At 65.6% G+C, this 20,225-nt stretch carries 19 protein-coding genes; 8 read left to right on the forward strand and 11 right to left on the reverse strand.

What is annotated here, in order from left to right; translation table 11 throughout:
- Nucleotides 1-139: 139 nt before the first annotated feature.
- The 3 genes from ABIG06_RS21160 (at nt 140) to ABIG06_RS21170 (ending at nt 2,768) form a co-directional block, all read left to right on the forward strand.
- Complete coding sequence (locus tag ABIG06_RS21160) at nt 140-1,771, forward strand: isocitrate lyase (protein ID WP_124163332.1); 1,632 nt, start codon at nt 140-142, stop codon at nt 1,769-1,771.
- A gap of 32 nt (nt 1,772-1,803) precedes the next feature.
- Complete coding sequence (locus ABIG06_RS21165) at nt 1,804-2,016, forward strand: DUF4170 domain-containing protein (RefSeq protein ID WP_027575539.1); 213 nt, start codon at nt 1,804-1,806, stop codon at nt 2,014-2,016.
- Between the two features lie 197 nt (nt 2,017-2,213).
- Nucleotides 2,214-2,768 (forward strand): hypothetical protein, encoded by a 555-nt coding sequence (locus ABIG06_RS21170; protein ID WP_124163333.1) that lies wholly within the window; start codon nt 2,214-2,216, stop codon nt 2,766-2,768.
- A gap of 99 nt (nt 2,769-2,867) precedes the next feature.
- Here the strand turns inward: ABIG06_RS21170 and ABIG06_RS21175 are convergent, their stop codons facing one another.
- Nucleotides 2,868-3,749 (reverse strand): metallophosphoesterase family protein, encoded by an 882-nt coding sequence (locus ABIG06_RS21175; protein WP_370138488.1) that lies wholly within the window; start codon nt 3,747-3,749, stop codon nt 2,868-2,870.
- Between the two features lie 92 nt (nt 3,750-3,841).
- On the opposite strand from ABIG06_RS21175, the gene ABIG06_RS21180 reads away from it, so the two are divergent.
- The 4 genes from ABIG06_RS21180 to ABIG06_RS21195 are packed head-to-tail and all read left to right on the forward strand — an operon-like array spanning nt 3,842 to nt 6,038.
- Nucleotides 3,842-4,333, forward strand: coding sequence for an NUDIX domain-containing protein (locus ABIG06_RS21180; protein ID WP_319330170.1), 492 nt, complete (start codon nt 3,842-3,844; stop codon nt 4,331-4,333).
- A gap of 47 nt (nt 4,334-4,380) precedes the next feature.
- Nucleotides 4,381-4,536 carry a hypothetical protein gene (locus ABIG06_RS21185; protein WP_370138490.1) on the forward strand — a complete coding sequence of 52 codons (156 nt, stop codon included), beginning with the start codon at nt 4,381-4,383 and terminating at the stop codon, nt 4,534-4,536.
- Nucleotides 4,533-5,468, forward strand: a complete 936-nt coding sequence (locus ABIG06_RS21190) for a glycosyltransferase family 2 protein (protein ID WP_370138491.1) — start codon at nt 4,533-4,535, stop codon at nt 5,466-5,468. The genes ABIG06_RS21185 and ABIG06_RS21190 overlap by 4 nt, the downstream gene beginning before the upstream one ends.
- 54 nt (nt 5,469-5,522) lie before the next feature.
- On the forward strand, nt 5,523-6,038 hold the full coding sequence (locus tag ABIG06_RS21195; RefSeq protein WP_370138493.1) for a GNAT family N-acetyltransferase: 516 nt from the start codon (nt 5,523-5,525) through the stop codon (nt 6,036-6,038).
- A gap of 116 nt (nt 6,039-6,154) precedes the next feature.
- Here the strand turns inward: ABIG06_RS21195 and ABIG06_RS21200 are convergent, their stop codons facing one another.
- From ABIG06_RS21200 to ABIG06_RS21215, 4 genes are all read right to left on the reverse strand, one after another.
- Complete coding sequence (locus ABIG06_RS21200) at nt 6,155-7,267, reverse strand: helix-turn-helix transcriptional regulator (protein WP_370138494.1); 1,113 nt, start codon at nt 7,265-7,267, stop codon at nt 6,155-6,157.
- 33 nt (nt 7,268-7,300) lie between these two features.
- A complete protein-coding gene (locus ABIG06_RS21205; protein WP_370138496.1) occupies nt 7,301-7,480 on the reverse strand; it encodes a hypothetical protein in 180 nt (59 codons plus the stop codon).
- Nucleotides 7,481-7,497: 17 nt separating this feature from the next.
- Nucleotides 7,498-8,328 carry a TSUP family transporter gene (locus ABIG06_RS21210; protein ID WP_370138497.1) on the reverse strand — a complete coding sequence of 277 codons (831 nt, stop codon included), beginning with the start codon at nt 8,326-8,328 and terminating at the stop codon, nt 7,498-7,500.
- Nucleotides 8,329-8,542: 214 nt separating this feature from the next.
- A protein-coding gene (locus tag ABIG06_RS21215) for an IS630 family transposase (RefSeq protein ID WP_370134972.1) occupies nt 8,543-9,504 on the reverse strand; the annotation gives its coding sequence in 2 pieces (ribosomal slippage) (nt 8,543-9,168 and nt 9,168-9,504; 963 coding nt in all).
- Nucleotides 9,505-9,739: 235 nt separating this feature from the next.
- Here ABIG06_RS21215 and ABIG06_RS21220 point away from each other — a divergent pair.
- On the forward strand, nt 9,740-9,928 hold the full coding sequence (locus ABIG06_RS21220) for a hypothetical protein (protein WP_370138498.1): 189 nt from the start codon (nt 9,740-9,742) through the stop codon (nt 9,926-9,928).
- Nucleotides 9,929-10,003: 75 nt separating this feature from the next.
- Here ABIG06_RS21220 and ABIG06_RS21225 read toward each other — a convergent pair whose 3' ends face one another.
- From ABIG06_RS21225 to ABIG06_RS21250, 6 genes are all read right to left on the reverse strand, one after another.
- On the reverse strand, nt 10,004-12,370 hold the full coding sequence (locus ABIG06_RS21225) for a TonB-dependent receptor (protein WP_370138499.1): 2,367 nt from the start codon (nt 12,368-12,370) through the stop codon (nt 10,004-10,006).
- A 145-nt stretch (nt 12,371-12,515) separates the two neighbouring features.
- A complete protein-coding gene (locus ABIG06_RS21230) occupies nt 12,516-12,920 on the reverse strand; it encodes a DUF2946 domain-containing protein (RefSeq protein WP_124163344.1) in 405 nt (134 codons plus the stop codon).
- Between the two features lie 142 nt (nt 12,921-13,062).
- Nucleotides 13,063-15,126, reverse strand: coding sequence for a hypothetical protein (locus tag ABIG06_RS21235; protein ID WP_424578385.1), 2,064 nt, complete (start codon nt 15,124-15,126; stop codon nt 13,063-13,065).
- Between the two features lie 130 nt (nt 15,127-15,256).
- The gene (locus tag ABIG06_RS21240; protein WP_370138500.1) at nt 15,257-18,070 is read right to left on the reverse strand and encodes a DUF4159 domain-containing protein; all 2,814 of its coding nucleotides are present in this window, start codon (nt 18,068-18,070) and stop codon (nt 15,257-15,259) included.
- Nucleotides 18,067-19,011 (reverse strand): DUF58 domain-containing protein, encoded by a 945-nt coding sequence (locus ABIG06_RS21245; protein WP_124163347.1) that lies wholly within the window; start codon nt 19,009-19,011, stop codon nt 18,067-18,069. Before ABIG06_RS21245 ends, ABIG06_RS21240 begins: the two co-directional genes overlap by 4 nt.
- Nucleotides 19,011-20,009: an AAA family ATPase gene (locus ABIG06_RS21250; RefSeq protein ID WP_370138501.1), complete on the reverse strand. Its 999-nt coding sequence runs from the start codon at nt 20,007-20,009 to the stop codon at nt 19,011-19,013. Before ABIG06_RS21250 ends, ABIG06_RS21245 begins: the two co-directional genes overlap by 1 nt.
- Nucleotides 20,010-20,225 lie beyond the last annotated feature (216 nt).

The raw sequence follows: 20,225 nt of genomic DNA on the forward strand, positions 1-20,225 counted from the left end.
ACATGACATCACCAATCAGAAACAAGCCCTCTATCCGAATTTTTCGTTTTCGCGTTTAGCTCCTGACACGCATCTCGCAATGCACTGTCAAGAATGTCGATGGCCAGCCATCGCCATCGTCAGCGAAAGGATCAGGCACATGAACTACCAGCCCCGCGGCATCAGCACCCTCCAGGGCCCGTCCTCCTATCTGGACGAGGTCAAGGCGGCCCAGGCGCTCCTCGAGACCCAGCCGACCTGGAACGGCGTGTCGGCCGAGGCCGTCGCGCGCATGCGCCTGCAGAACCGCTTCAAGACCGGTCTCGACGTCGCCCGCTACACCGCGGCCCTGATGCGTGCGGACATGGCCGCCTATGACGGCGACCCCACCAAGTACACGCAGTCGCTCGGCTGCTGGCACGGTTTCATCGCGCAGCAGAAGCTGATCTCGGTCAAGAAGCACTTCGGCAAGACCGATCGCACCTACCTCTATCTCTCGGGCTGGATGATCGCGGCGCTGCGCTCCGAGTTCGGACCGCTGCCCGACCAGTCGATGCACGAGAAGACCTCGGTGCCGGCGCTGATCGAGGAGCTCTACACCTTCCTGCGCCAGGCGGACTCGCGCGAGCTGAACGACATCTTCCGCGCCCTCGACAAGGCACGCAAGGAAGGCGACAAGACCCGTGAGAAGGAGCTGATCGAGAAGATCGACAACTTCCAGACCCATGTCGTGCCGGTCATCGCAGACATCGACGCCGGTTTCGGCAATGCGGAGGCGACCTATCTGCTCGCCAAGAAGATGATCGAGGCGGGTGCCTGCGCGCTGCAGATCGAGAACCAGGTCTCGGACGAGAAGCAGTGCGGCCACCAGGACGGCAAGGTCACCGTGCCGCATGACGTCTTCCTGGCGAAGATCCGCGCCTGCCGCCACGCCTTCCTCGAGCTCGGCGTCGAAGACGGCATCGTCGTGACCCGCACCGACTCGCTCGGCGCCGGCCTGACGCAGCAGATCGCCGTCAGTCACAAGCCCGGCGATATCGGCGACCAGTACAACAGCTTCCTCGATTGCGAGGAAGTCACGGCGGAGAACGCCCGCAACGGCGACGTCATCATCAACCGCAACGGCAAGATGATGCGTCCGAAGCGGCTGCCGTCAAACCTCTACCAGTTCCGCCCGGGCACCGGCGAAGACCGTTGCGTGCTGGACTGCATCACCTCCCTGCAGAACGGCGCCGACCTGCTCTGGATCGAGACCGAGAAGCCGCATATCGAGCAGATCGCGAAGATGGTCGATCGCATCCGCAAGGTGGTTCCGAACGCGAAGCTGGCCTACAACAACTCGCCCTCGTTCAACTGGACCCTCAATTTCCGTTGGCAGGTCTACGACGCGATGAAGGAAGCCGGCAAGGACGTCAGCAAGTACAACCGTGCCGAGCTGATGAAGGCGGAGTACGACGACACGCCGCTGGCCAAGGAAGCCGACGAGCGCATCCGCACCTTCCAGGCGGATTCGGCCAAGCGCGCCGGCATCTTCCACCACCTGATCACGTTGCCGACCTACCACACGGCGGCGCTCTCGACCGATAATCTGGCCAGGGAGTATTTCGGCGAGCAGGGCATGCTCGGCTACGTCAAGAACGTTCAGCGCGCTGAGATCCGTCAGGGCATCGCCTGCGTGAAGCATCAGAACATGGCCGGCTCCGACATCGGCGACGACCACAAGGAGTACTTCGCCGGCGAGGCGGCCCTGAAGGCGGGCGGCGCCCACAATACGATGAACCAGTTCGGCTAACGAACCACGCTACTCTCGATAGGAGACTGACAATGACCAAAGGCAGCAATTTCTGGGTGATCGGCGGCGAGTTCGGTTCGATGAACTTCCACAAGCTCGTGGAAGGCTCGGCCCAGGTCAAAGGTCCGTTCAAGTCCCGCAAGGAAGCCGAGGACTGCTGGCGCGAGGTGTCGGAAGAGAGCCGCCACAAGGCCGGCGTCCGCTTCTCGATCGTGGAAGAACCGCAGCGCGCTCCGGCAGCCTGATCAGGCGGCTGCCGACCTCACCTAAGAAGACGTCCCAAGGACGGATGGTCCCATCCAGGCCCTGCCTGGGTGGGATCGTCTGTTTTTGGTACAGGTGAGGCGGCTGTGGGGCGCTGTAAGTATCTGGAATTGTAGGCCTTTGCGGAGGGGATGGTTGCTGATAGGTTAATGCAGGAATGTCGAGGACGAGGCCGATAATGTCAGAGCCCGAGACCAGCGGGACCCATCCCGGCCAGCCGCGCCCGGTGCGGCTGCGCGATGCATTGCTGCGCGCGCGGATCGAGGCCGCCGACCGGACCGGTGTCGTCGTCGATCTCAGGGACGCCGAGGTGGCGCGGCTCGAGATCCTCAACGACGCGCTCGATCCCCTGTTCGCGCAGGTCCCTGATCAGATCGACCTGTTCGACCGAGGCATCAGCCAAGGCGATACGCCGCGGCTGTGGATCGACGTCGTCGCCCACATCGTGATGGGGCGCGACAAGCGGATGTACCGCTTCGTCCAGGACACCCGCTTCGGCCGCATCGTGCTCGCCGAATCGCACGACACCGCTGTGATCGTCGAGGCCGTCACCGACTATGTCGCGCGCCGCATGGTCGAGCGCGAGCGCGCGATGGTGGTCCCGCCCGAGCCGCAGGCACCGGCCACCGTGCCGCCGCGCCGCTCGCGCGTCTGGCCGTTCGTGTTCGGATTTGTGCTCGGCGCCGCCGCGTTGTTCGGAGTGGCTCTGCTTGCGGCCTTGCGGAGCTGGTAGATTTCTCTCGGCCGTCATTCCGGGGCATGCGAAGCATGAACCCGGAATCTCGAGATTCCGGGTTCGATGCTGCCGCATCGCCCCGGAATGACAGCGGGTCTAAATCAACCTCGCATGCTTGATCTGCCCGATCTGGAATCCGGCCCCCAGGCTCCGCACCGTCTGCTCGCAGCGCCAGCCGGCATTGTCTTTCTCGATCGTCAACAGATTATATGCCGCCGCCGGGTAGCGTCCGTGCGCGAGCGCGGAGGCCGAGGGGACGCCGAGCGCGGGAATGGTGCCGTTGGGACCCTCGACCCACACCGTCGAATGAACGTGGTCGTGACCGTGCAGGATCAGCTCGACGCCGTGGCGCTTGAGCAGCGCCAGCAAAGCGGGCGCGTCCGTCATCCGCTTCTGGCGGGAGTCGGATTTCAGCGGATGATGCACCAGCAGCACGCGGAAGACGTCCTCGGCCGCGAGCCGTTCGAGGACGTCTTCGATCGAGGCGAGCTGATCGCGCCCGAGCGTGCCCGTCGCCATCAGCGGCAGGGTCGGTACCGCCGTGGACAGGCTGATCAGCGCGAGCGGCCCGCGCCGGCGCACGGATGGGAAACCGACGCGGCCGTCGTCGTCGGCAAGATAGGGCGCAAACGTCTCGTCGAAACGATGCGAGGTGGCACGGACATAGGCGTCGTGGTTGCCGGGGATCGCGGTCACGTGCTCGGGCGGGCCGACGCTCTCGAGCCAGTGCAGGGCCGGCGCGAATTCCGCCTCCAGCGCGAGGTTGACGAGATCGCCCGTCACCGCGATGTGGTCGGGCGACTGCGCCTTCATGTCGGCGACGAGTGCATCGAGAACCTCGCGGCGCTGGTACTTGTGGCGGTTGCGCGTCCAGTTGACATAGCCGAGCGCGCGCTTGCCCGCGAGCTCGATCAGCCGGGGCTTCGGCAAGGGCGGCAGATGCGGGTCGGACAGATGGGCGAGCGTGAAGGGAGCCATGGCGCGCGATTGCCTCGCTATTGCTCTGCTGTAATGGCAAGGTCGCAGCCGGCGCGCAAGCAGGGCCTGAAACGGGGCGGCAGGGAAGTCTGATGGGAGAACGTCTGAACGGTGTCCGACGAAAAGCCGAGCCGCTGCTGCGGCGGCTCTTCCATGCCTATTTCCTGCTCGTCCGCGGCATGACGCTCGGCGTCCGCGCCGTGGTGCTGGATGCCGAGGATCGGGTCTTCCTGGTCAGGCACAGCTACGTCAGCGGCTGGTATCTGCCTGGCGGCGGCGTCGACCACGGCGAGACCATGGAGCAGGCGATGCGGCGCGAGCTCAAGGAGGAGGGCGATATCGATCTCACCGGAGACGCGGTGCTGCACGGCATCTTCCTCAACAGCCACGTCTCCCGCCGTGACCACGTCGCGGTCTACGTCGTCAGGCAGTTCAGGCAGGACCGCCTGCCTGCGCCCAACCGCGAGATCGTCGAATGCGGGTTCTTCGCGATCGCGGCGCTGCCCGAGGGCACCACGCCCGGCACGCGGCTGCGGATCGCGGAAGTGCTCGACGACCGGCCCTTGATTGCGACGTGGCGCTGAGGACGGCTTGTGCTAGTAACCGCTCGACCGCCGCCATGGAAAACCGGATGAAGATCGCCAAACCCGCTTTCGGTCTGCTCTGTCTTGCGATACTTGCCAGCAACGTCGTCACGATGGCGCGCTGGAGCGAGGCGCGCACGCCGCCCCCGCAGACTACGCCGCCCGGGCGCGGGCCGACAAGCCTCGGAGCGCCGTCGCGATGACCTCAGCGCAACCTCGCATCGCCGTGCTGGTGCCTTGCTACAACGAGGAGGCGGCGGTCGCGACCGTCATTGCCGATTTCCGCAAGGCGCTGCCCTCGGCGGAAATCTACGTCTACGACAACAATTCGCGCGACCGTACCGCCGCGGTCGCGTGCGAAGCCGGCGCGATCGTGCGCACCGAGCGCCGGCAGGGCAAGGGTCACGTCGTGCGCCGCATGTTCGCGGACGTCGAGGCCGACGTCTACGTGCTGGTCGACGGCGACGCCACCTACGACGCGCCGAGCGCGCCGCGCATGATCGACAGGCTGCTCGACGAGCATCTCGACATGGTGGTCGGCCTTCGCGTCGATCAGGTCCAGGCCGCCTACCGGCTCGGCCACCGCACCGGCAACCGCATGCTGACCGGCTTCCTGTCCTCGACCTTCGGTCACACCTTCAAGGACATCCTGTCCGGCTACCGGGTGTTCTCGCGCCGCTTCGTCAAATCCTTTCCCGTCCTCTCCGACGGTTTCGAGATCGAGACCGAGCTCGCGGTCTATGCGCTGGAATTGTCGCTGCCGGTCGCCGAGATCGAGACGCCTTATTACGCGCGCCCTGAAGGCTCGTTCTCGAAGCTCAACACCTGGCGCGACGGCTTTCGCATCCTCAACACTATGTTGAAGCTCTACCGTTCGGAGCGGCCGTTGCGTTTCTTCACGGTGATCGGAATCCTGCTGGCGCTGGCCTCGGTGATCCTTGCGATCCCGATTGTGATCACCTTCATCGAAACCGGCCTCGTGCCGCGCCTGCCCACCGCCGTGCTGTCGATGGGCCTGATGATCATGGCCCTGCTGTCGGTGTCCTCGGGGCTCGTGCTGGACACGGTGACGCGGGGGCGGCGGGAAATGAAGTTGCTGGCCTACCTGTCCCAGCCGGCGCCGAAAAGGAACTGACGCCGTCGTTGCCCGATGGACCGGGCTGCGTTCAGGTGCTATCCCGCGATTGACATGAGCGATCTCTCACTGACCATCCTTCCCGAGGCCGCCGGCGACGCCCAGGCGATCGAGCGGCTGCACGAACGTACCTTCGGCCCCGGCCGCTTCGTGCTGAGCGCCTACCGGATTCGCGAGCACGTCGACCATCTGCTCGAACTGTCCTTCACCGCCCGCATCGGCACGCTGATGGTCGGCTCCGTCAGGCAATTGCCGATCCTGATCGGCGACACGCCAGCGCTGCTGCTTGGGCCGCTCACCGTCGAGCCGCCGTTCCGCGGCCGCGGCGTCGGCCGTCTGTTGATGGAGCGCGCGCTGAAGGACGCGAAGGCGAATGGCCACCGCCTCGTGCTGCTGGTCGGCGACGAGGCCTATTACAGCCGCGTCGGCTTCAAGCCGGTGCCCAAGGGCCGCGTCACCATGCCTGGCCCCGTCGACGCCGCCCGCATCCTGGTGTTCGAGCTCGTCGATGGCGCCTTCGAGGGCGTGTCGGGCCCGGTCGGCCCCGACTGGCGCAAGGCGCGGGGGTAGCTGCAGCCGCAGCTCCACGCTCGGATGGAGCGTCCGCCGTAGATCGAAGGGCGAAGGCGGAAGCGCAATCCAAGGCCAGGCGGACAAGTCCCGGCTCTCGCTCCGCTCGATCCTGGCTACGAGGCTTCGCCAGGGGATCTGACGACACCTATCGTCGCGAGAAGTGCGGCAAGCTCAGCCTGACCTCTCGTGTCGGTTTTGGCAAAGACTCGCCTGAGATGCGTTTTGATCGTATTGGCGGACAGCCCGAGTATGACGGCTGCTTCGGATGTCGTCCCGCCGGAGGACGCTGCAATTGCCACGCGTGCTTCCGCCCTGGTCAAGCCATATGCGTCCGTCAATTGCTGCGAGCTCGCCGTTCCTCTTTGCGAGGGATCGATCACGAAGGCGGCGCAAGCCGCGTTGCGGATGAAGGCCCCACCGAGCATCCCGACTTCTTCGCTGCGCAGTCCCACGACGACAATAGTCAGAAGCCGCGTCCCCTCCACCGCGGGAACACTCATCGTTCCGCCGGCTCCGCCGGCCAATGTCGAGCGGACAAGGTTTGCGAGGCGTCTCGAATGCGAGGTTGACCAGGTCGCCATCGAAGGCTTGAGCTTGAGCGTCCCTTCCGCTTCCAGCGAACAGGACGTCCGGTTCGCAAAGATGACATTTGCCCTGGGACCCATGACGACGACGCCGTCCGCCAGTTGATCGATCACGTTGAACGCGGCGCTCCTCAATGCGTGATACCCGGTCAGGCGAAATCCCAATGTGACGGATCTCCGCAGATGGGGAGCCAGCATTTCGATGTGCTTACGGCCGGCTGCGTCGAATTCTCCGCGGCGCCTGCTGCGGCAGATGTTGAAGGCCACACGGAAGTCGTCCTTCGCTGCCAGCGCAATCATCGCGTTGTGTCCGATGCCTTGAGGCCTGAGGACCTCGTCGTAGAAGACCGATTTTTCGAGCTCGCGCAGCGGCACCACTTCGTCCGACAGGACCACTTGCCCGATCGGCTTGTCCTCCATAGCCTCCGACCAGGCGTTCTGCATATGGCGTTCCTGGTAGGCTTGATTGCATTGCTGGTTCAAACGGCCGTTGAAATCGAAGTAGACTTGCTCGGCCGCGACCGATTGTCCAAACAATATCCCGCCTTCGCTTCCTGTGAGATCGGCGATAGCGGTGAGAACGGCAGGCCAGAGGTCTTGTTGGCCGGCAGCCTCGTATATCAAATCGAGGATGCGTTCCATTGTTGCGATCCGGGATGCGCCAGACAAGCCCCTCTACTTGTTCAGAGGCGCGGGAGGCACGTTCGTACCTGCAATTTGAACATCATGACTGGTCGCCAGCGCCAGCACCAGCATGACGGCCAGCAGCGATCCATAGATGCTGACGACCGCAAGCCGCCATTTGCGCATCACGCGGCGGTCTGACTGGGGGAGATCCTGTGGGAATTTCTGCATTGGGATACTCCGAACCTTCAGAGGGGCGTGACAAAACCGATCCCGGCAGCCATCAGCAGCAGGCCCACGATGCGGTTGAACGTAGCGGTATCGACGCGGTTGAAGATCATCAGCCCGACATAGGCACCGAGCACGGCGGGGGCTGCATAAAAGAGGAGGCCGAGCGGCATCACCTCTGACGGGCGCAAGACCATCAGCAAGGACAGCGACAGGAGCTGATTGATCAGGATGAAGGGCTGGATGATTGCGCGGGCGCGGTGCTTGTCGAACCCTTGGACATGGCACCACATCGAAACGAAAGCGGCAGGAAATGCTGCAAGGCCACCGGTAATGCCTCCCAGCGCGCCAACCATGATGCGTCCCCACAGGGGATTTTTCCCGGACCGCAGGGTCGGCTTCAGCGCCGTGAAGGCGCCATAGGTGATCAACAGAGCTCCCAATATCGGCAGCAAGGTCGACGCCGAAGTGTTGCAGAGGAGATGAAGGCCGATGGGCAACGTCAAGATGCTGCCGAAGAGGTAGGGAGCGCACTGGCGCATCTCGATCGATTCACGCAAGCGCCAGACGCAGTAGACTTGTTGGGCGATCGAAGCGACCAGGAGAATCCGGACGATCGTGGTCGGCTCGCTCAAGCTATGGAAGAGGAAGGCGCCGGCGATCGGCGAGAATGCGAAGCCTGCGATACTCGAAACCAGCGCGGACAGCAGCACGACCCAGCAAGCTGCTTTCATCGCACTCGACGAGATGGCAAGCGCGACGGCGAAGATTCCCAGGCAGACCGTGGGAATTGCTGGAAATGATCTGACGACGGAGAAAGCGGAAGCTGCCTTTGGATCGACAGGCGGCATGAAAACCTCCGACAGCAAGACTTTGGTGGCAATCGCGGGTATCGATCTCCGATGACCCTACTCGCGCGGCAGAACAATGCGTGTGAACCAATTCACGACGTCGAGCCGAATATCGGGCTCGTGCTTCTGATGCTAACGACTGCGAAGCAACGCAGCGTCACCCGACCGGGTGACAAATGGTGGAACACCTGTAATCAAACACCCCGCGGTGAATTTAGAGCGTTAGCCGATCAGGTTGCAAATAGCCGGCGGCGGCGAAGTAGTTTTTGGATTCAGTGGGCGTGTAGGTGTCGACGATGCGCCCGATCGCGTCCCAAAGGCCGCCGACGGTACGTTCGGCGGCCTTTCGCAAGTGCGCCTTGAGCTTGGCGAAGGCGTTCTCGATGGGATTGAGGTCGGGGCTGTACGGCGGGAGATAGAGGAGCGTGGCGCCGGCCGCCTCGATCATCTCGCGTATGCGTGGCCCTTTGTGGCTGGACAGATTGTCCATGATGACGATGGCGTGCTCGGGCAGCTCGGGGACGAGCACTTTTTCGACATAGGTCTCAAAGGCGTCGCGGTTGATGGGACCGTCGAGCACCCAGGGAGCGATGATGCCGTGCGTGGTGAGAGCAGCTACGCAGGTTGTCGTTTTCCAATGGCCGTGCGGAATGGCGGCGCGCAGGCGTTCGCCGCGCCGGCAGCGGCCATGTGTCCGCGCCATGTTGGTCGATGCCCAGGTCTCGTCAATGAAGACGAGGCGATCCCGGTCGAGCTTGTCCTGACGCTCGCGCCAAGCCTCGCGCCCCTTCAAGACATCCGGACGGTCCTGCTCTGCGGCATGGGCAGTCTTTTTTTGCGCGTGATCTTGTGACGCGCGAAGAAGCGGCGGATCGTGCCATAGCCGAAGGATAGGCCTTGTTTGCTCAAGCTATGCCGCAATTCCTCGATGGTAATATCGGGCGAAGCCTCGAGCAGAGCCATGATCGTCGCCTGATGGGCATCAATGCGGTGAGACTTGCGATCGCCCCCTTGAGCCCTCGGCAGGGCATCGCCTTGCTTGCGCTCACGCGTTCGCCAGCGGCTTACGCTCGCCGGACTGACGCCAAATCGCTCGGCAGCCTGCCGGCCTGAAACGCCCCCTTCAATACAGCCGAGAACGCGTTCACGAAGATCCATCGACAACGGTTTCGCCATGCCCGCCGGCCTCCAGTCCCCGGCAGACAGTTTGAATCATTAAACCGCTGATTTGGGAATCCCAAACGATTCAGTCAGGTAGGCTACCGCTCTAGCGTCGCGTTGCTCGAAAATTGTGCGCTTCGGTCGCAAATCTGAAACGTTTAATAGAATTGTGTTTCGTCGATATGCAATTGGAACGATAGTCTCCCTATCCGGTCATAGTTTCGCTGCTTAGTTTGGCAAAGCAGAACCCATGTTCGCGCCGACGATGTCGGCGCCACGATGTGGACGCCGCAATGTCGAGGATGGAATGCGTCCATCTCTGGTCAGACTGCTCGCGGCAACGATCGGCTTGGCCGTTGGTATTGCGTTGATTGCAGGAAAGCCGCCGGCCGACGGCCATCACAAGGGCCTTCGCCACGCGCACTTCGTTGCCAACTAGAGCATGATCGAGGTTCTGTATTCCGCTCACGCGGGAGGGATAGTCCCTCCCGCACGATTCATGGCCTGATCGGCGCTAGAACTTGAAGTTCGCGAACGCCCTGACGCCGATGCCGGGCAGCAGCACCTCGTCCTTGGTGTAGGACACCGAGTTGCGGATGTTCTCGTTGAGCAGGTTGTTGCCGACGAGGCCGACCAGCATCTCGCGCGCACCGAACGAATTCGGCCTGAGCTTGGTCTTGTAGCTGACTTCTGCCTTCAACAGATTGTAGCCCGCCGTCGGCGTTTCCGCGATCTCGGCCACGTTGTCCTGCGCGAAGGCATGCAACAGGTTGATCCGCATCAGCCAGTTGTCGTCGCGCCAGAACACGCCGCCGCCCATGCGCATGGGCGGAATCCGCGGCACGTTGCTGCCGTCGCTGAAGGTGGCGCGAACAAAGTCGAGCTGGTTCTCGATGCCCCAGATGCCGCCCTGGAAGGCGCCGACGTCGAGCTGCGACTGGAATTCGCCGCCGCGGAAGTTCGCGTTCCGCTGCGAATAGACCGCCTGATTCAGTTCGCCGTCGGGCGCACCGCACGAGGCAAAGTCGTCGTCGCACATGACCCCGGTGAGGCGGCGATAGATGAAATTGTCGAAATGCGTGTAGTAGACGGTCGCCTCGAAGCGGAACGGTCCGGTCGCCCTGCGTACACCGAGCTCGACCGATTTCGCCGTCTCGATGGTGAGGTTCGGGTTGCCGATGTCGAACGTCGCCGTCGCGTCATGACCGCCGCGGGAAAACAGCTCGGCCGCCTTCGGCGCGCGCTCGACATATTGTGCAGTGATGCTGCCGACCATGCCGCCCGGCAGGTCCTGCAGCAGGCCGATGCTGCCGCTCTTCGGCGTGAAGGACGGATTGCGCGCGATCGGCGTCTGCGGCGTGCCGTCGGGCAGGTAATCCGCCGGGAAGTCCGGCGTCGTGCCGTGTAGCTCGACATGCTCGATGCGCCCGGCGACCTGCGCCCGCGTGGTCTCCGTGAACTTGAACTCGTTGAAAGCGTAACCGGCGACGCGCGTGCTGTTGTTCGGGTCCCACAGGCCGTTGAACAGCGTGCCGGGATTGTCCGGGCTCGGCGCGCTCAACTCCTGATGACCGACCTGGAAGCCCAGCGCGGTCGTCACCTCGGCGAAGCGGGCGTTGAACGGCATCAGCTGCACCTCGGTGCGGATCTCCTGCTCCTTGTTGGTGAAGGTCTGCCTGATGCCGTCGGTGTTGAGGTCGGCGGGATCGGCAAGGCCGATCTCGTTGTGCCGGTAGTCGGTCGCGCCGGCCCAGAAGCGGATCGTGTCGATCGCGGCCGCGTCGGGGCGGTACTCGCCCTTGACGTTGATCTTGGTCTGGTGCGCGTCGATCCGCGTCTGGTGGTCGGCCCCGTCGATGCCGGGGATATGGTAGAGCGAGTCGTTCTGCGTGATCGATGCGCCGATATAGCCGCCTTGGAAGAAGTAGGAGCCGCCGATCGAGGCGCCGTCCGAGCGCGTCGCCGAGTTGGGCTGGCGGCCGTTCACGGGACGCGACTGGTCGGTCAGGTAGGGATAGCTCGGGATGTAATAGTCCGAGGTGGTGCGGCCATAGGCGTCGGCATGGAAGGCAAAATTGCCGCCGCCGGTATCGAGCAGAACGCCGCTTTCGACGCCGCGGTCGACCGAGCTGAAGGCGGTGCGCGTCTCGGCGGTCACGCAAGGCGAGGTCGCGGCGCTCGCGAGCGGCGCCTTGGTCGGGAGACCGTAGCTTTGGAACGATGGCGCGCAGGAGGGCAGCGCATCCGGAATCCGGTTGTTGGTGGCGCTGACCACGCCGCCGATCGAGGTCGAGCCGTAGCGCAGTGCCGCCGGCCCGCGCACCACTTCGACCTGGTTGGTTGCGAGCGGATCGATCGGGACGAAATGATCTTCGCCGAGGTCGGAGGCGCCGCCGGCATTGGTGCCGTTCTCGACGATGCCGACGCGGTTGACGTCGAGACCCCTGATGATGGGCCGGCTGGATGCGCCGGGCGCGAAGCTCGATCCGGTGATGCCGGGCTTGGAGAACAGGAGATCGCCGAGCTGACCGCCGCCCTCGCGGCGGATCTCCTCGTTCGGCACCACGGTGACGGTGGCAAACTGGTCGGTGACGATTGGCAGCACGCCCTGCTGAGGCGCGGCGGGCACGGGAGCCGCAGGCGCGGCTTCCGCCGTGCGTTCGCGACTGCGCACTCGCGCCGTTCGCGTGCCCCGGTCCGGATTGCGGGACACCACCGCTCTGCGCACGATGGGGCTCGGAGCCGTCACGGTGACGGCGGGAAGCTCGGTCGACGATTTGTCCTGCGCCGAGTCTTGAGCGAACGCAGATGTGGCGGCAGCGCCGAGCAGGAGCAGGCTGGCTCCGCCAAGACGTTGCGCGCGTCGCGATTTGAATGACATTGTCCTGATTCCAGTCAGGCGCCGTCCGGATGATGGTCTGCTGATCGGAGGCGGCCTGCCGTCGCGGTGCGACGGAATTCGACTTCAACTTCTCCCAGGCATTCGCCCGAAAGCGGCGAGACTGGGCGTGATCAAGCGTTGGATGTCAGGACGCAGGAGGCGCGCGGGGCTGGAACGCCGTGCCGGCCGATTTCAGATGGATGAATTCGGCATCCGTGCTGCGGCGGAGCAGCTCGATCGCCTGTGGCAGCAGCAGCACCGGCGGTGTTGCCGATACGATGGCACCGGCCATCGCAATGACGGCGCAGATCGCGCAACTATCGTCGCCAGGATGCTCGCGGTCAGGACCTGAAGGCGATTGCTTCTGGACCACGACGGGGTCGATCGCAGCAACGCCCTTGGAGCCGTCCGGCTGCTGCAGCGAGGATTGGGCGAGAGGCGCGGCCTGGGCGAACCCATGGCTGTGGCCGAACGTCAGCGCGAGCTGCACCAGCATCGCGAACAACGCGAGCCGGGCGCCGTGCCTGATATTCGACCGGAACCACTTCATCTGGAAACGCCACCCCCACATCGGGGCGTCAATCCCAGGACGCCGCGATGTTACAGTGTAACATCGCCCGATCGATCAGCGGATGTCAACGGCTGGGGGATCAGCGCATGCAGACCGTCGACCCGATGTGTCGTTCCGGCAACTAGCGCCCCTCGCGCACCCAGGTCGCGGCGAATGCGCCGAGCAGCAGCAGCAGGCCGATCAGGCCGGAGAAGATCGGCAGCACGCCGACTCCCTTCACGACGCTGGCATCGCGCATCCGCACGCCCATCCAGCCGTCACCGTTGAAGACACTCGCTGAGCGCACCGGCAGGATGCGCGGCAGCTCGACGCTGGTGCTACTCGCCACGCGCACGGCGTTGCCGCCCGTTGCCTGTGTCAGCGGCTTCAGCGTATCGACCGTGGAGGTGACTTCCGAAAACTCCTTCGGATTGGTCGGGCCGACATTGATCAGCGCCTTCAGCGTGCCGTCGGTCGCCTGCCACAGGCCGAGCTCGTTCGCCGGCAGGTTGGCGCGCCACTCGCCGGGATCGGCAGCCGCCAGCGTCAAATCGTGCGACACGCCCGACGGCGAGGTCACGCTCACCGGCTGGACGCTGTCCGCCATGGTCTGACGCACCACGACGAGGTCCTTGCCCTGCACCTGGAGGCGCAGCGCTTCTTCATCGAGATCAGGCTGCTTCATCAGCCAGTGCGACATCCGCCGGAGCAGATCGAGATGCGGCCCGCCGCCCTCATAGCCGCGCGCCCACAGCCAGATGTGGTCGGAGAGCAGCAGCGCCACGCGGCCCTCGCCGAAGCGCGACAGGAACAGGAGCGGCTTGCCGTCGGCGCCGGTCATGACGGGCGGGTTCACCGCATTGCGGGTATCGACGGTGCGGAAGAAGCGGCTCCAGTGCGGCGGCTCGCTGGCGGAGCCCTCCAGCCCGCGCGTGACCGGATGGCGTTTGCCGATGTCGGACAGATGCGCATAGAACGGCTTTTCGGTCACGCCGACCGGCTCGGCCGGCAGCACCGAATCCAGCGGCGTGCGCCAGATGCTGGTATTGGAGGCGTAGTCGGGCCCGGCCGAGACCAGTACCGCGCCGCCGCCGCGCACATAGCGCGCGATGTTGTCGAAATAGGCGATCGGCAGCACGCCCTGGCGGGCGTAGCGGTCGAAGATAATCAGCTGGAATTCGTTGATCTTCTGCTGGAACAGCTCGCGCGTCGGAAACGCGATCAGCGACAATTCGTTGATCGGCGTGCCGTCCTGCTTCTCCGGCGGGCGGAGAATGGTGAAATGCACGAGGTCGACGCTGGCGTCGGACTTGAGCAGATTGCGCCAGGTGCGCTCGCCCGAATGCGGCTCGCCCGAGACGAGGAGCACCCGCAGCTTGTCGCGCACGCCGTCGATGGCGACGACCGCACGGTTGTTCACCGGCGTCAATTCGCGTTCGAGCGGCGAGGCCTCGATCTCGACGATGTTCGGCCCGGCGTGCTTGATGTCGACGTCGACGCTTGCGCTCTGGCCGCTTCCCAGCGTGCGCTCGTTGATGACCTCGCCGTCCCGGCGGATCGTGACCTTGGCGCGCTCTCCGGAGACGCCCTGGTCGTCGAGGCGGTAGTTGATGGACTGGGTCTGCCCGACGATGCCGAAGCGCGGCGCCGCCGTGATCGCGATGCGGCGGTCGCGCTCGTCCTTCTGTCCCGTGACCAGCGCGTGCACCGGCGCCTGGAAACCGAGCGCGGCGGCGTTCGCCGGGATGTCGTGGACGCGGCCGTCGGTGATCAGGAACGCGCCGGCGACGCGGTCGACCGGGACGTCCGACAATGCCGAGGCGAGGGCGCCGAACAGTTTCGTGCCGTCGGTCTCGCCGTCGGCCTGCCCGGCCTCGACGACGCGGACTTCGAGGCCCTTGATCTTCTTCAGGCTGTCGACCAGCGCTTCCTGCGCCTGGGCGGCTTCGCGGTTGCGGTTGCCGAAATTCTGGCTCGGGCTCTTGTCGACGACGACGGCCGCGACCGAGGTGAGAGGATCGCGGTCCTCGCGGGTGAAGGAGGGATTGGCGAGCGCCAGCAGGACCAGCGCCAGCGCGGCCACGCGCACCGCGGCGCCGCGCGCGCGGGCCAGCAGCAGCACGAGCGCGATGATGACGATCGCGGCGAGCGCGAGCCACAGCACGATCGCGGGAACAAGCGGCGTGAACGCGATTCCGTAATTCATGAGGTGGGCCTATCAACGTAATTCCGGGGCGATGCGAAGCATCGAACCCGGAATCTCGAGATTTCGGGTTCGGCTCTTCGAGCCGCCCCGGAATGACGGGGTGTGTGGATCAAGCGCGTCATGCGCATCTCTATTGCCCCAGCCGTTCGATCAACGCCGGAGCGTGCACCTGGTCGGCCTTGTAGTTGCCGGTCAGCGTGTACATCACGATGTTGGCGCCGGCGCGGTAGGCGAATTCGCGCTGGCGAGGGTCGCCGCCGGTCACCGGCAGCATGGCCTGCCCGTCGGGCCGCACGGCCCAGGCGCCGGCGAGGTCGTTCGAGGTGATGATGATCGGCGAGACGCCGTCGCCGCCGCGCGCCGGCCGCTGCGCGCTGTCCTCGTCCTCCTCGCGCGGCAGGGTCTCGACCCAGGTCTGGCCCGCGGTGAAGCGGCCGGGGAAGTCGCGCAGCAGATAGAAGGTCTTGGTCAGCACGTGCTCGCGCGGCACCGGTTCGAGCTCGGGCACGTCGAGGGACGACAGAATCTCGCGCAAGGTCTGCATTCCCGGCGTCTGCGACGCCCCGTTCGCGCCGGGCGGTGCCTCGATCGCATCGCGGGTGTCGAACAGCACCGTGCCGCCCTGCTTCATGTAGGCATCGATCCTGTTGATGGCGTCCTGCGGCGGCTTCGGTGCGCCCGGCACGATCGGCCAGTAGATCAGCGGGAAGAAGGCGAGCTCGTCGCGCGCGGGATCGACGCCGACGGGATCGCCGGCCTCGAGCGCGGTACGCTGGGCCAGGAACAGCGTCAGCCCGTTCAACCCCGCCTTGACGATGGAATCGACATCGGCATTGCCCGTCACGACATAGGCGAGTCGCGTCTGCGACACCGCTTTCATCGCGAACTCGTCCGCGGTGCCGTCGGCGCGCGCCGGCGTCGGCGCAAACGATATCAGGCCTGCGAGCACCATGGCGAACACGATCATTGCGGGCGCGGCGCGGCGGCGCAGCAGCGCGGCAATCCCACCGCCGAGCACCGCGACGATGATGGCGTCGATCAGGAACAGCGCGAGCGCCGTCGACAGCAGCCAGCCGCGCAAGTCTCGCGGTTCGGCATTGGTGTAGGTGGCGTGCCGTGCGCGCAGGCTCGCGGTGTTCAGGGCCGCGATGCGGTCGGCGGCGGCAAGTGTGTTCACGGCAAGCGGTCCTTCTGCCGGACCATAGAAGCCCGGCGGGTGATCGGGTGTGGCCCGATCGCGATAATCGGCAGGCAACGGCTTTGCGGTCGCCGGCGGCGGGCCGAAGGCGCCGAAGCCGTCGAGGATGTGGAGCGGCGCCACCGTCTCGGCGGTCGCCTCGCTGGCAACGCCCGCGCCGGGCTTGGTGGTGTAGCCGGACATGTCGACCACCCGCCGCAGCATTTCGACGAAGGTGCCCGACATCGGCAGGTCCGACCAGCGCATGTCGGCGCTGACGTGGAACAGGCTGACGAGCCCTTTGCCGCGATGCTCGCCGGTTACCAGCGGCGTGCCGTCTTCCAGCGAGGCCCAGCTCTTGGTGGCGAGCACGGCGTCGGGCTCGGCCAGCACCTGGCGGCTCACGGTGACGTCCTTGGGGACCATGATGCCGGCAAACGGGCCATCGGCCGCGAAGGAGGCCAGATGCTGCGGCTTCTCCCAGGTCAGGCTGCCGCCGAGCGTCCGACCGCCCTTGCGCAGCTTGACCGGCACGAGATCGTCCTCGGCCTGTGCCAGCCTTGGCCCTGCGAACCGCACCAGCACGCCGCCCTGGTCGATCCAGGCATTGAGGCGCTCGCGGAGTTCAGGGGAGATGGTGCCGACATCGGCGAGGATGATCATCGGCAGCTTCTGGTCCAAAAATTGTGTGATGCCCTGCTGCGGCGAGCCCTTGTCGGCGAGCCGGACGTCGGCGAACGGCGCCAGCGCGCGGGTGAGATAGAAGGTCGGCGCCAGCAGCGGCTGCGCGGTCTCGCTGGTCGAGCCCGAGACGATGCCGATGGCGCGGCGGCGCCAGCGCTTGTCGAGCAGCTGCACCGCGCCGGCGGACCGCTCGCCGGATATTTCGAGCCGGGTGATGTCGTTGCGCAGCTCGACCGGCAGATCGAACGCGGCTTCGGTTTCCTTGTCCTGCGGGCCGAACGAATAGCGCGCTTCTCCGATCGGCGAAGCCTTCTGGTCGAGCGCGCGCACGGTGCCGACCGCGATGCCGCTGTCGGTGCGCAGCACCTTCACCGTCATCTTCGCTGCAGCGTTCTCTGCCGCGACCAGCGCCAGCGGCGAGGAGGTGCCGCCTTCGAACACGGTCAGGCTGCGATCGCCGATGGTCTTGCCGAGGCCCTGCACGAAGTCCTCGCCGCGGCCGGTGTCGACGCCGTCGGAGAGCCAGGCGATCTCGCAGTCGCCGGTGACCTTGAGGAAACGGTCGACCGCAGCCAGCGTTTCGACACGATCGATCGAATAGGGCTTCGGCGCGAGCTGCCGCAGCGCGACGCGCGCCGCACCCGCCGGCATCAGGGTGATGTCGCGGTTCGGCTCCGACAGCGGCACGAGCGCGATGGCGCGGCGGTCGTTGTCGGCGTTGGCGATCAGCTCGTCGGCGGTCCTGATCCTGACGTCCCAGTGCGATGCGGCGCTCCAGCCGTCGTCGAACATGATCATCAGCGGCGCCTTGCTGCCGGCGCTGCCTGTTTGCGGATTCCAGATCGGGCCGGCGGCGGCAAAGATCACCAGCGCGGCGGCGAGCAGGCGCAGCGCAGTCAGCCACCACGGCGTCCGCGAGGGCGTCTCCTCCCTGGGTGCGATGTCGAACAGCAGCCGCGTCGGCGGAAACTCGATGCGGCGCGGCCGCGGCGGCATCACGCGGAGCAGCCACCACAGTACGGGCAGGCTGATGAGGCCGATCAGGAGCAGCGGTTGAGTGAAGGCGAGCGGCAATCCCATCATGCGGCCGGCCCCACCTTGATCGTCGTGGTGCGGGCGCCGGACTTGCTCACCTGCATGCCGGCATGCAGGAACAGCAGCAGCTCCGCGGCCGAGCGGTCGGTCGCGTGGGTCGTGAACAGCCAGTCGAGCTTGCCCGTCTCGGCGCGGATTTGGTCGCGGTGCAGGGCAAGGCGCGCGGTGTAATCCTGCGCCCAGCTTTCGGCGCGGCCGGCGGTGATCACGCCAAAGCCTTCCGGCTCGACGAACTCGACGCGGCCGGAATAGGGAAACGACTCTTCGGCGGGGTCGACGACCTGCACGAGGGCGCCATGCGCGCCGGCGCCGGAGAGCCCCGCGAGCATCGTCCTGATCTCGGAGATCGGCGACCAGAAATCCGACAGCACGATGATCTCGGCGAGCGCGGCCGGAACGAAGGACGGCGGCAGGCTCAGCCGGTCGGCACCGTCGTGCAGCATCGCCTGCGCCATCCTGTCGATCACGCTACGGCTTGCGGTCGGCGCCATCAGCCCGGGAATGCCGACGCGCTCGCCGCCGGCGACGAGCAGCTCGGCCAGTGCGAAGGCGACGATCAGCGTCCGCTCGAGCTTGGACTCGCGCGCGGTCTTCGAGGCGAACGCCATCGAGGGCGAGCGGTCCGGCCAGATCCAGACCGTGTGCGAGGCTTCCCATTCGAGCTCGCGGACATAGAGATGGTCGTCGCGCGCAGAGCGGCGCCAGTCGACGTTCTGCGCCGGTTCGCCCGAGACGAAGCGGCGGTACTGCCAGAAATTTTCGCCGGCGCCGGCGCGGCGCCTTCCATGCAGGCCGTGGATGACGTTGGCGGCGATGCGGCGGGCCTCGAGCACCAGGCGCGGCAGCGAAGCGGCGAGCGTGCGGCTTTCGCCATCGGCACGTCGGATCGCCAGTGTCTCCTTCGCTGCGTGCCCGCTCTCTGCTGCCATCAACCGATCCGAGTCTTCAATTGCCGGATCACGTCCGGAATCGTGCGGCCTTCGGCGCGCGCCTGGAACGTCAGCGCCATGCGGTGCTTCAGCACGGGTTCGGCGAGGTCGAGCACGTCGTCGACCGACGGCGCGAGGCGTCCGTCGATCAGCGCACGTGCGCGAACAGCCAGCATCAGCGATTGGCTGGCGCGCGGGCCGGGTCCCCAGGCGATGAACTTGCCGGTTTCGCCGGCGTCCGGACCCGGGCGGGCCGAGCGCACCAGCGACAGAATGGCTTCGACGACGGAATCGCCGACCGGCAGGCGCCGGATCAGCCGCTGCGCGGTGATCAGCGCATCCGCGGTCATCGAGCCCCTGGCCAGCGTCTCCTCCGCGCCGGTGGTCTCGAACAGGATGCGGCGCTCCGCCTCACGATCGGGATAGTCGACGTCGATCTCCATCAGGAAGCGGTCGAGCTGGGCTTCGGGCAGCGGGTAGGTGCCTTCCTGCTCCAGCGGGTTTTGCGTCGCGAGCACATGGAAGGGTTTCGGCAGATCGTGACGCGCGCCGGCGACGGTGATGTGCTGCTCCTGCATCGCCTGCAACAGCGCCGATTGCGTGCGCGGTGAGGCGCGGTTGATCTCGTCGGCCATCAGGAGCTGCGCGAATACGGGACCGGCAATGAAGCGGAAGGCGCGCTTGCCCGCGGTGCTCTCATCCAGCACCTCGGCGCCGAGAATGTCCGAGGGCATCAAATCGGGCGTGAACTGGATGCGCTTGGCGTCGAGACCGAGCGTGACGCCGAGCGTCTCCACCAGCTTGGTCTTGGCAAGGCCCGGCACGCCGATCAGGAGCGCATGGCCGCCGGAGAGAATGGTGACCAGCGTGTTCTCGATCACGCGATCCTGGCCGAAGATGACGGAGGCGATCGCGTCCTTGGCCGCGCGAATCTGGCTCGACACCTGCTCGGCCGAACGGACGATCCCGTCCTCGAGTTTCTCGACACTCTCCGCCATTCGCTCGCTCCTTAAGCCTGCCACGCGGCTTGCTTGCATCGTCACGTCGGCACGTCACGTCAGGTCATCACGTCACGTCATGGGCCCTATGCTAGACTTGCAGGAAGGCCATGTATTCATTGAATTAACCTATCCCCACCTTATCGGCTTCGGGGTATGTACGGCATCACGAAGTGGCGACCTCCACACCGGACTATTCCGGATGGAACCGCACAC

It is taken from the genome of Bradyrhizobium sp. USDA 326 (assembly GCF_049739485.1).
Taxonomy (GTDB): domain Bacteria; phylum Pseudomonadota; class Alphaproteobacteria; order Rhizobiales; family Xanthobacteraceae; genus Bradyrhizobium.